This window comes from Candidatus Methylomirabilota bacterium (genome assembly GCA_036005065.1).
Taxonomy (GTDB): Bacteria; Methylomirabilota; Methylomirabilia; order Rokubacteriales; family DASRDR01; genus DASYQW01.
Map to the genome: position 1 here is coordinate 1 of DASYQW010000232.1, position 11,138 is coordinate 11,138.

At 70.4% G+C, this 11,138-nt stretch carries 12 protein-coding genes; 11 read left to right on the forward strand and 1 reads right to left on the reverse strand.

Annotated features, from left to right (window positions below; all coding sequences use genetic code 11):
* The first annotated feature begins 86 nt into the window (after positions 1–86).
* From VGW35_17095 to VGW35_17115, 5 genes are all read left to right on the forward strand, one after another.
* Positions 87–470 carry a PIN domain-containing protein gene (locus tag VGW35_17095; GenBank protein HEV8309378.1) on the forward strand — a complete coding sequence of 128 codons (384 nt, stop codon included), beginning with the start codon at positions 87–89 and terminating at the stop codon, positions 468–470.
* Between the two features lie 82 nt (positions 471–552).
* The gene (locus tag VGW35_17100) at positions 553–2,310 is read left to right on the forward strand and encodes a Rieske (2Fe-2S) protein (protein HEV8309379.1); all 1,758 of its coding nucleotides are present in this window, start codon (positions 553–555) and stop codon (positions 2,308–2,310) included.
* 68 nt (positions 2,311–2,378) lie between these two features.
* The gene (locus tag VGW35_17105) at positions 2,379–3,926 is read left to right on the forward strand and encodes an ABC transporter substrate-binding protein (protein HEV8309380.1); all 1,548 of its coding nucleotides are present in this window, start codon (positions 2,379–2,381) and stop codon (positions 3,924–3,926) included.
* Positions 3,927–3,971: 45 nt separating this feature from the next.
* Positions 3,972–4,916 (forward strand): ABC transporter permease, encoded by a 945-nt coding sequence (locus tag VGW35_17110; GenBank protein ID HEV8309381.1) that lies wholly within the window; start codon positions 3,972–3,974, stop codon positions 4,914–4,916.
* An 87-nt stretch (positions 4,917–5,003) separates the two neighbouring features.
* Positions 5,004–5,888 (forward strand): ABC transporter permease, encoded by an 885-nt coding sequence (locus VGW35_17115; GenBank protein HEV8309382.1) that lies wholly within the window; start codon positions 5,004–5,006, stop codon positions 5,886–5,888.
* A gap of 11 nt (positions 5,889–5,899) precedes the next feature.
* Here VGW35_17115 and VGW35_17120 read toward each other — a convergent pair whose 3' ends face one another.
* Positions 5,900–6,616, reverse strand: coding sequence for an isochorismatase family protein (locus VGW35_17120; protein HEV8309383.1), 717 nt, complete (start codon positions 6,614–6,616; stop codon positions 5,900–5,902).
* Positions 6,617–6,774: 158 nt separating this feature from the next.
* Between VGW35_17120 and VGW35_17125 the strand changes: the two genes are divergently transcribed.
* From VGW35_17125 to VGW35_17150, 6 genes are all read left to right on the forward strand, one after another.
* Positions 6,775–8,115, forward strand: coding sequence for a sugar ABC transporter substrate-binding protein (locus tag VGW35_17125; protein ID HEV8309384.1), 1,341 nt, complete (start codon positions 6,775–6,777; stop codon positions 8,113–8,115).
* An 81-nt stretch (positions 8,116–8,196) separates the two neighbouring features.
* The gene (locus VGW35_17130) at positions 8,197–9,105 is read left to right on the forward strand and encodes a sugar ABC transporter permease (protein ID HEV8309385.1); all 909 of its coding nucleotides are present in this window, start codon (positions 8,197–8,199) and stop codon (positions 9,103–9,105) included.
* Positions 9,093–9,923 carry a carbohydrate ABC transporter permease gene (locus VGW35_17135; protein HEV8309386.1) on the forward strand — a complete coding sequence of 277 codons (831 nt, stop codon included), beginning with the start codon at positions 9,093–9,095 and terminating at the stop codon, positions 9,921–9,923. The genes VGW35_17130 and VGW35_17135 overlap by 13 nt, the downstream gene beginning before the upstream one ends.
* A 118-nt stretch (positions 9,924–10,041) precedes the next feature.
* The gene (locus VGW35_17140) at positions 10,042–10,338 is read left to right on the forward strand and encodes a type II toxin-antitoxin system HicB family antitoxin (protein HEV8309387.1); all 297 of its coding nucleotides are present in this window, start codon (positions 10,042–10,044) and stop codon (positions 10,336–10,338) included.
* Positions 10,335–10,565 carry a type II toxin-antitoxin system HicA family toxin gene (locus tag VGW35_17145; protein HEV8309388.1) on the forward strand — a complete coding sequence of 77 codons (231 nt, stop codon included), beginning with the start codon at positions 10,335–10,337 and terminating at the stop codon, positions 10,563–10,565. The genes VGW35_17140 and VGW35_17145 overlap by 4 nt, the downstream gene beginning before the upstream one ends.
* Before the next feature lie 162 nt (positions 10,566–10,727).
* Positions 10,728–10,946 (forward strand): hypothetical protein, encoded by a 219-nt coding sequence (locus VGW35_17150; GenBank protein ID HEV8309389.1) that lies wholly within the window; start codon positions 10,728–10,730, stop codon positions 10,944–10,946.
* Positions 10,947–11,138: the final 192 nt, after the last annotated feature.

The following is an 11,138-nucleotide window of genomic DNA, read 5'->3' on the forward strand; positions in this document are numbered from 1 at the left end:
GTGATGGACAGCCTCGAATACGTTCGCATGCTCCGCCGCCGCTCGCGGGGTCAGTCGGACGCGGCCTTCCTGAAAGAGATCCGGGAGTGGCAGCGGTCCGAATCCTCGTAGATACCGATATCCTGATCGATTACTTCAACGCCGGTCACCAGAGCGGACTCCTCGACGATCGCCGAAACCGAGTCTACTACTCGGTCGTCACGCGCAAGGAGCTTCTCGCCGAGCGAGGGCTGAAGGCTGCCGAGCGTCGCGCGATCGAGGACGCTCTACGTCGATTCAGGCTGGTTCGCCTGGACCCGCCCATCACGGTCCGATACTCGGATCTCCGCCGCCACCACCGCCACCTCGAGAAGGAGGACGCGCTGATTGCCGCCACGGCACTCGTCGAGCGGCTTCCGCTCTTGACCCGCAATTGGCGGCACTTCCGCCAGATCGCCGGGCTGAGGCTCTATTCCGGCGAGCCCCGTTGAAGGCATCCCCCGCCTTGACCGCCCCGCGCGGGGGAGATAGGCTGGCCTCGCACGCCGATGCATCGCCTCCGCCAGGAATCCCATGGCCACGCATGACCCGCAGCTGATCCGCGTGGGGAAGCTCCAGGAGCTCCAGGCCCGGGGCTGTGTGGTGGTTTCGGCCGGCGCCCACGGCGTGGCGGTGTTCTGGCACGAGGGGCGAGCCTGGGCCGTGGACAACCGCTGCCCGCACATGGGGTTCCCGCTGAGCCGCGGGACGGTGCAGGACGGGCTGCTCACCTGCCACTGGCACCACGCCCGATTCGATCTCGCCTCCGGCGGAACGCTCGATCCGTTCGCGGGTGACGTGCGGGCGTACCCGGCCGTGGTCCGCGACGGGGAGGTGTTCGTCGAAGTCCGGGCCGACGACGGGGAGCGCCCGACCCACTGGTGGCGGCGGCTCGAGCAGGGACTCGAGGACCAGCTCTCGCTGGCCCTGGCCAAGGCCACGCTGGCGCTCCTCGGCGCGGGGGCGGATCCGCGCGAGATCGTCCGGGCCGGCGCGCGCTTCGGGGCCCGGTACCGCGCCGCCGGGTGGGGCCCCGGGCTGACGATCTTGACCGCGATGGCGAATCTCCTGCCCACCCTCGGGGCCGAGGAGCAGCCGCTGGCGCTCTTCCACGGGCTCCTCCGGGTGGCCGAGGATTGCGCCGGGCAGCCGCCGCGCTTCGGCCTGGATCCGCTGCCGGGCCGGGGTCTCCCGCTCCGGCGCCTCAAGGCCTGGTTCCGCCGGGCCGTGGAGGTACGGGATGCCGAGGGGGCCGAGCGGACGCTCCGGACCGCCATCGAATCGGGCGTCGCCCCCGCGGCGCTGGCCGACATCCTCTTCGTCGCCGTGACCGACCACTATTTCGTGGACGCCGGCCACCAGCTCGACTACCTCGCCAAGGCCTTCGAGCTGATGGATCACCTCGGCTGGGAGGAGGCGCCGGCCATCCTGCCGAGCCTCGTCGGCGGCCTGTGCCGGGCCGAGCGGAGCGAGGAGCGGAGCGCCTGGCGCCACCCCGTCGATCTCCCCGCGCTCCTCGAGCCGGCCTTCGGGGAGCTCGGCTCGCTCGCCGGGGATCCGGCCGCCGGCCGTCGGCTGGGGGCCGCCGAGCTCGACGCGCTCGTCGAGACCCTTCTCGGCGACGAGCCGCGGGACGCGGTCGCGGCCCTGCTGAGCGCCATGCGGCAGGGGACGGCGCTCGCCGAGCTCGGCCAGGCGATCGCCCACGCCGCGAGCCTCCGGATCGCCCGGTTCCCGACCAGCAACGAGTTCGGCGACTGGGACACCGTCCACAACACGGCGAGCTCCTGCAACGCCCTCCACCAGGCGCTCTGGCGCGCGCCCTCGCGCGAGCTCGCCCGCGGGCTCTTTCACGCCGCGATGCGGATCTATCTCGACCGCTTCCTCAACGTCCCGCCGGCCCGGCTCCCGGACGAGCTGCCGGCGGAGGACGTCGCCGACGCGCCCGGGGCGCTCCTGGAGCGGCTGGACCGCGAGCAGCAGGTGAACCCCGCCGGCCGGCTGGTCCACGCCCACCTCGCCGCCGGCCGCCCGGAGGCGCCGCTCCTCCAGAGCCTGGGTCGCGCCGTGTTGCGCGAGGACGCGGGCTTCCACGACTACCAGGCCCTCGAGGGCGGCCTCCGCCAGTACGCCGCCCTCGGGGCGCGCCATCCCGCGGCGGCCCGGCGGGCGCTCGTGGCGACGGCACGCTTCGTCGCCGCCCACTGCCCGACGCCCCGCGCGCTGGGGCAGACGTACCGCATCGCTCTGCGACTCCAGCGCGGCGAGGAGCTCTACCAGGCCGCCGAGTGACGAGCGATGCGCCTGGCTGCGCCGAACCGCTCACACGATTGATCGCTCCGCACAAAGGGGGATGACGCATGGCGTTTCGTTGGCTCGCCGTCGTGCTGCTGCTCGGTATCCTGGGCGGGGGACCGTCGCCCGCGCTCGCGCAAGGCTCGCAGATCCTGCGGGTCGCGACGGACACGAACCTGCCGTGGCTCGATCCCCACATGGGGACGGCCTTCACGCTGCGCGAGCTCTCGGCGCACGTCTTCGAGGGCCTGGTCACGATCGGCGAGGACTACGGGATCATCCCGCAGCTCGCCGAGAGCTGGGCGGTGAGCCCCGACGGCCTCGGCTACACATTCAAGCTCCGGTCGGGCATACGGTTCCACAACGGCAAGACCCTGACCGCCGAGGACGTCAAAGCCTCGGTCGAGCGGTTCACGCAGTTCGGCGCTCGGCGGGGCGACGTGGCCGTCATCCAGGCGGTGACGGTCGTCGACCCACTGACCGTGCGCATCACCCTCAAGGAGGCGCAGGGGTCGTTCATCGGCGCCCTGGCCAATCCGGTGGCCATCCTCGGGATCATGCCCAAGGAGATCGTGCAGGACGCCAAGGATCCCATCCGCCCCCCGAACCTCATCGGCACCGGGCCATTCCGCCTGGCCGAGTGGGTGCCCGATCGCCACATCGTCCTCCGCCGCTTCGATGACTACAGCCGCGACGCCCGCCTGGCAGCCTCCGGGCTCGGGGGCGATCGCAAGGCGCAGGTGGACGAGGTCCACATCATCTCGACCCTGGAGAGCGCCACGCGGTTCGCCGGCCTCGAGCGCGGTGACTTCGACTACGCGATGGCCCTGGCCCCCACGGCCTACGAGCGCCTGCGGGGCTCGGCCAGCCACGAGGCCATCGTCCTCAAGCCGTTCACCCAGGTCATCCTGCAGCTCAACGCGAACCGGCCGCCCTTCAATCACGTCAAGGCCCGCCAGGCCGTCTCCCGCGGCCTCGACATGGAGGCGGTCATACGGGCGGTGACGGGCAACCAGCCCGCGTTCTACCGGCTCCAGCCGAGCTTCTTCTTCCCGGAGCAGAGGGTCTGGCACAACACGGCCGGCCAGGAGCTCTACAACGTCAAGAACCTGGACCTCGCCCGCCGGCTCCTCAAGGAGTCCGGCTACGACGGGCGCCCCATCGTCCTGATCACCAATCGCGACATCGAATGGCTCTACCGAGCCGCGGTGCCGGTCAAGCCCCAGCTCGAGGCGATCGGGTTCAAGGTGGACCTGGTCGTCCGGGACTGGCCCGGCCAGATCGCCCAGCAGAAGGAGCTCGCCTTCGACATGGCCACCAACGGGGTCAGCACGCGCCCGGAGCCCTCCGGCTTCAACTATCTCCTCCGCTGCGGCGCGTCCTACGAGACCTACGGGTACTGCGATGCGGAGATGGACCGGGCGCTCCTGGCCGGCTTCCGCGAGCGCGAGCCGGCCAAGCGCGCCCAGGCCTATGCCCAGGTCCAGACGGTATTCTACGAGACCGTGCCGTTCGTGAAGGTAGCCGACATGTTCCAGCTCGACGGCGCCAGCAAGACGCTCAAGGGGTACCGGGTCTACTTTCTCCGGCGCTTCTGGAACGTGTCGAAGTGACGCCCGGGTGAGGCGCGCGCCCAGCCCCGCCTGAGGCCGGCGGCCGTGGGGCGATACATCGCGCGGCGGCTCATGCTCCTCGTCCCCGCCTGGCTCATCATGGGGGGCATCGCCTTCGCGCTCATCCGGCTGATCCCCGGCGATCCGGCGGCGGTGCTCCTCGGGATGGAGGCGACCCCTCAGGCCGTTGCGGAGCTGCGCGAGCGCATGGGCCTCGACCGGCCCCTCCCGATCCAGTTCGTCCTCTGGCTCCGGCGGGTCCTGGAAGGGGAGCTGGGACGGTCGTTCTTTCTGGGCCAGCCGGTGGTGGAGGCGATCCTGGGCCGGCTCCCCGTCACCCTGAGTCTGACCGCGGCGGCGCTCCTGGTGGCCCTGCTCCTCGGCCTCCCGATCGGGCTGCGGGCGGCCACGCGGCCCAACTCGCCCACCGACCTCACCGCGATGGCGCTGGCGGTGGTCGGATTGTCCGTCCCCGACTTCGCCATGGGACTCGGGCTGATCTTCTGCTTCGGCGTCGCGCTGGCGTGGTTTCCGATCAGCGGCTACGTGCCGATCGCGCAGAGCCCGACGGCCTGGAGCGCCCACCTGGCCATGCCGGCCCTGGCGCTGGGGATCCCGCAAGCCGCCCTCATCGCCCGCATCACGCGCGGCAGCATGCTCGAGACCCTCGGCACGGACTACGTGCGGACGGCCCGGGCCAAGGGACTCGGCGAGCCGGCGGTGGTGGGGCGCCACGCCTTCCGCAACACCCTGATCCACGTCCTCACCGTGGTCGGGAACGCGGCGGTGATCTTGCTGGGCGGCGCCTTCGTGGTGGAGACCGTCTTCAACCTGCCCGGCCTCGGCAACCTGGTCGTCATGGCGGTCAAACGGCGGGACTATCCACTCGTCCAGGGGTGCCTGCTGCTGATCTCCACGGTGGTGATCCTCGTCAACCTGGTGGTGGACGTCCTCTATGCGTACGTCGACCCCCGCATCCGCTATGCCTAGTCCTTCGGGGGGGTCTCGGAAGACCCCCCCGATTCCCCCCCTTCGGTTGCGGCGGCGGAGCCGCCGCTCGGATAGGCGCTTCGAGTCATGCCGAGCGAAGGCACAATAACCCGCGTACCCGAGCGCCCTCCGAGCCGGTTGCCGGCGGCGTCGCTGGGGGCCCGGCTCCGGCGACACCGGCTCGCGGTGGCGGGCGGGGCGGTGACGCTGGCGGCCGCCGTGCTGAGCCTGGTGCTTCCGCTGTTGGTCGCCGCCGATCCGACGGCCATCCACGTCGAGGACATCCTGGCGCCCCCCTCGGCTCGCCACTGGTTCGGCACCGACGACTTCGGCCGGGACCTGCTGGCCCGCGTGGTCCACGGCATCCGACTCTCCCTGCTGGTCGGCTTCTCCGTTCTGGTAGTGACCGCGCTCCTCGGCGGACTGTCGGGGCTGGTGGCGGGCTACTTCCCGCGGGCCGACGCGGTGATCATGCGCGTGATGGACGCGCTCATGGCATTTCCGGCGATCCTGCTCGCGCTCGCCGTCATGGCGATCGCCGGCCCGGCCACCCCGAACGTGATCGCTGCCCTCGGAGTGGCCTACGCGCCCCGCATGGCCCGGCTGGCGCGGGCCAGTGTCCTGGTCGTCCGGAGCCGGGAGTTCGTCGAGGCCGCCCGGGCGCTCGGCGCCGCGCCGCTGCGCATCCTGGGCCTCCACGTCACCCCGAACGCCCTCGCCCCCGTCATCGTGCAAGGGACCTTCACGTTCGCTTATGCGATCCTCGGCGAAGCCGCGCTCAGCTTCGTGGGGCTGGGAGCCGTGCCACCCACGCCCAGCCTGGGCAATATCCTGGCCGACGCCCGGGTCTTTCTGCGCGAGGCCCCGTGGATGATCCTGTTCCCGAGCGCGACCCTGACCGTGACCGTGCTCGGGCTGAACCTCCTGGGGGACGGGATTCGGGACGTCCTGGATCCCCGCCTGAAGATCTGAGGAGGCCGGCCTCAGCGGGCCGAAGGGAGCGAGGCGAGGTACGCGAGCACGACCTCGAGCGGGACCACGTCGCCCAGGTCGAGGTCGATGTCGAGCAGGTTCACCTCGTGCATGAGCTCGCAGCGCTCGCCCACCGCCTCCCGCGGGACGATGACGCGAAAGCTGTCGGTCGCGTCGCGGCAGGTGGCGTACACGCAGTGGCTGGTGCTCAGCCCCGCGACCACGAGAGTGTCGACGCCGAGGGCCGTGAGGCTCTCGTGGAGGTTCGTGGCCTTGAAGCAGGAGGCGTACTTCTTGAGGATGAGCTTCTCGGTCGGCCGCCGGTCGAGGCGCGGATCCAACTCGAACAGCCGCTCGTCGCCCGGCTTGACCGTGAGTAGGAGCTTCTTGTCGTGCGGGGACGGCGGATCGGCCGGATCGTAGGCGTAGCTGGTGAAGAAGACCGGGGTCTCGGCCGACCGGGCGGCCTCCAGGAGGCGACAGGTCGCCTCGACCACGCTGTCGACCGAGCTGGCCAGGGGCGAGCTCCGGGGTCGGGTCCACCACAGCGCGAGGTCGATCACCAGGAGCGCCGGCCGGCGGCCGAACCCCACCCGGCCACCCCAGCCGCGCGCCTGGTACGCCGCGCGCAGGGCGGTGAGGTGGGTCCGGAGCGGGCCCCGCAGCTCATCGGGAAGCCGCAGGTCGTCCGAGCCGAACGGGAGAGCCTCGACCCGATTCCGTGTCATGGCGGTCACTCCTTTCTCGCTGCCGGCGCGACGCGATGGTACCACGGGGATCCGGCACCTTGACGCGAGTCCCCCCGGAGGGTAGCGTCCCTCCATCGGAAGGGTCCGGGCGCGAGCGCAGGGCGGCCCGTGCGGGCCGGGAGGTCGTCGTGGAACAGATGATCCGATGGCTAGTGGGATCGGTCCTCACGATCGCGATCGGGGCCGGCCTGGCCGGGGTGGAGGCCGCGGCGGCCGACGTCACCTGGCGCCGGTTCGAGGGGCAGACGGTGCGCTTCCTGGGGGAGACGATCCCGGCCTCCCCGTTTCTGCGCGAGAAGATCCTGCCGGACTTCACGGCCAAGACCGGGATCAAGGTCGTCTACGAGGACTACATCCACCGGCAGCTCCGCCAGAAGATGGCGGTGGAGATGGCGGCGAAGTCCCCGAACCTGGACGTCTACATGACGCTCCCCATGGTGGTCGGGCGGGAGTACTGGAAGTCGGGATTCATCGAGCCGCTCGACCGGTTCCTGAAGGACCCGAGCCTGACGGCATCCGACTACGACTATGACGACCTGAGTCCGGCAGTCCGAGCGATCTGCGCGCGCTACTTCGAGGGGAAGACGGGCTGCGTCGCCTTCTCGCCGCAGACCCAGATCCTCTACTGGCGGAAGGACGTCTTCGCCCGGGCAGGCCTCCAGGGGCCGCCCCAGACCCTGGCCGAGATGGAGGCCGCGGCGGCCCGGATCATGGAGCTTCCGGACGGCCCGGAGGGAAAGGTCTATGGCATCATCCTGCGGGGCGCGGGGTACGATGCCGTGACCCAGCTCTCCTACTATCTCTATACCTTCGGCGGGACCTGGCAGGACGACAAGGGGCGGTGCCACCTCACCTCGGCCGAGGCGATCCAGGCGCTCGACTTCTACGGGCGGATGCTGCGGAAGTACGGGCCGCCCGGCGCGGTGAAGACCACCGACGTCGAGACCCAGTCGCTCTATGCCCAGGGCAAGACGGCGATGTACACCGACATCGCGACCCGGGCCGCCGTCTTCGAGGATCCGGCCCGCTCCAAGGTGGCCGGGAAGCTCGGCTACGCCAGGATCCCCGCCGGACCCAGCGGCAAGCGCCAGATGATGCTGCCCATCAACGGGCTCTTCATCTCGGCCTTCTCGGCCAGGAAGGACGCCGCCTGGCTCCTGATCCAGTACCTCACGAGCAAGGAGGTGACCCTCGCGCTCCACCTCCGGGGGAGCGCCTCGCCGCGCGTCTCGACCTGGGACTCGCCCGAGTACAAGAAGCAGGAGAAGCACCCCGACTGGACGGATGCCACCCTCTTCGGGATCCGGACCGGCCTCCCGCTCAACGTCCCGGACGTGATCGCGGCCAACGAGGCGCGGACGATCATCGGGCAAGCGATCCAGGCTTCCATCCTGGGCCAGGACGTGCGCCGGGCGGCCCAGCAGGCCTGCGAGGAGTGGAACGCGCTGCTCCGGAAGACGGGTGACCTGAAGGACTGACCCCGGGTCGCCGCGGTGAGCCGCCAGCTCGAACGGCCCGGGGCAAGGGCGCCGCGCCCGACCGGCGAGACCGCGGCCCCGGTGGCGGCCGTCCCGGGACCGGAGACCGGCTCCTGGTCCGGGGCCCTCGATCGCCGGCTTCCGCTCCTGTTCACGCTGCCGAGCCAGCTCACGTTTCTGCTGCTGCTCGGATTCCCGCTCGGCTACATGGTGTACGCGAGCCTCCACGAGTGGCCCATCTCCCCGATGCTCCCGGCGACCTTCCTCGGCGCCGGGAACTACCTGACCCTCCTCTCGAGCCCGCGGTTCTGGCACGCCCTCTGGGTCACCGTCTACTTCACGGCCCTGGCGGTGGGGGGCGAGCTGGTCTTCGGGGTCGCCATCGCGCTCCTCCTGCACCGGGAGTTCCGGGGCCGCGGGCTCGTCCGGACCGCCCTCCTCATGCCGATGGCCGCCACGCCGGTGGCGATGTCTCTCGTGTGGAACATGATGATGGAGCCCAGCCTCGGCATCCTGAACTATCTCGGGGGCTGGGTCGGTCTCCCGCCGCTCCTCTGGGCGTCCGACCCCGCCGGGGCGGTGCCGGCGCTGGCCCTGATCGACCTCTGGTTCTGGACGCCCTTCATCGCGCTGATCGTGGGCGCCGGTCTCCAGACGATCCCCGAGGAGGTCCTCGAGTCGGCCCGGCTCGACGGGGCGTCCGCCGTCTCGCTCGTCCGGCACGTCACCCTCCCCCTGGTCCGCCCGCACGTCGTGATGGCGCTGATCCTCCGGACGATCCCGGCGCTGAAGACCTTCGACCACATCTTCGTGGTGACGGGCGGCGGCCCGGCCCGGGCCAGCGAGACGCTGAACCTCTATACCTTCGTCGAGGGCTTCGAGTTCTTCCACATGGGCTACTCCTCGGCCCTGGCTGTAACCCTCATGCTGATCATCCTGGGGGTGAGCGCGGGGCTGGCCCGGCTGCGGGTGCGACAGTGGAGTTACTGACGCGCCGGATCGGCCGGCGGGCCGGGACGCTCGCCCACCGGGGCGCCGTCCTGCTCGTGGTCGGGTTCTTCGTGCTGCCGTTCTACATCATGCTCACCAATGCCCTGAAGCCCGAGGTCCACATCAACGCGTCGCCCCCCGTGTTCGTCTTCCGTCCGACCCTCGACCACTTCGTGGAGGTCTTCCGCCGGTATCCCTTCGTCAGCTACATGGTCAACAGCGCCGTGATCTCGGTCAGCGCCACTCTGTTCGGGTTCCTGATCGGCGTGCCGGCCGCCTACGCCATCGCCCGCTACGACCTCCGCCGGGTCCTGACGACGTTCCTGGCCGTCCGCATGATTCCCTACGTCAGCCTGCTCATTCCGTGGTACCTGATGGCCCAGCGGACGGAGACCGTGGACACCTACCCGCCGATGATCCTGACCCACCTGGTGTTCACGGTGCCCTACGCGGCGATGATCCTGGTCGGCTTCTTCGAGGACATCCCCCGGGCACTCGAGGAAGCGGCCTGGATCGACGGCTGCTCGCGGATGGGAGCGTTCGTGCGCATCGCCCTCCCGCTCACGCTCCCCGGGATCGTCGCCGCCGCGGTGATCGCCTTCACCTACTCGTGGAACAACTTCCTGTTCGCCCTGGTGCTGACCGGGGCCCGGACCAAGACGCTGCCGATCGCGGTGTACGGCTTCATGAGCTCCGATCATATGGACTGGGGCGGGCTCTCGGCCGCGGCCACGCTCATCACGGCGCCAGTCCTCGTCTTCGTGTTCTTCGTCCAGCGGCACCTGGTCCGCGGCCTGGTGGCCGGCGCCGTCAAGTGAGGCAGCGAACCCAACCTGGCCACTCGGGCAAGCCCGCCAAGCCTACGCGCGGCGGGGACGCCTGTGACGCCGCTCCGCGTCACGGACCGCGGGTCGATGTGGTATGGTAGCGGTCACGATGAAGCTTACCGTCGTCCTTGCCCCAGAGCCTGGTCACGGCTACTCGGTGATTTGCCCCGCCGTTCACGGCTGCGTTTCCCAAGGCAGGACCCTCGAGGAGGCCCTTGCCAACATCCGCGAGGCCATCCTCCTCTGTCTGGATGTGCGCCGAGAGGAGGGGCTTCCGCCAGTTGCCGAGACGCCTGAGATCATTGCCAGGGAAGTCCAGGAGTGCCTCCAGGATCGCGCGGCAGAGGGACTACCTATGACCATCGAGACCCGAGAGGTCGAACTGGAGGTCGAGGCCGTCGCCTGATGCCAGGGCTTCCCCGGATCTCCGGCCGGGAAGCCGTCGCCGCCTTCCAACGTGCAGGATTCCGCGTCAGCCGCCAACGCGCCAGCCACATCGTACTGACCAAGCCGGGTTACCCGGCGACGCTGTCGGTACCCGACCACCGCGAGCTCGCAGCGGGCACGCTGCGGGCCCTCATCCGCAAGGCCGGCCTCACCGTCGGGCGATTCGAAGAATTGCTCCACGAATGAGCAGGGTCTTCGTCACGCGGGGGACGGCCGGTCTTCCAGACGGTGAGCCGAGACTCTCGCCCGCTTACCCCAAGGGTTTTCCCGGTGAGGGGCGCCGCGTGGGCCCGGCGCGGATGAATGGGACGGCGCGAGACCCCGTCGGATACGGCAGGAGGAGCATCCATGGCATCACCCCATGTGCGCAACGCCCGCCGCCTTCTGCCGCTCGGTCTTCTCGTGGTCCTGGCCGCGGCCGGCCTTTCGGGCTGCATCGTCGTCCCCGCCGCCTATCCCCCGGCTCCCGTCTACGTCGCCCCTCCGCCGCCGGTCTATGTGGCTCCGCCGCCGGCCTACGTGTGGGGTGGCTGGGGCTGGCGCCACCGCTACCGCTACGGGTGGTGAGCCGGCGGCTGACCGTCGCCGGCCTGCTCGCGCACGGCTGACGGGCGAGCCATCGTTTCGTCGCCTGAACCGGGGTGGCGTCGCGGCGCCCGCGGAGAATCCTCGGCAAGATCCGTATTGACGGCTCCGTCCCTGCCAATGTAGGGAGGATCCGGACGATGCGACATCGCGCCATGCCCCACACACTCGCCA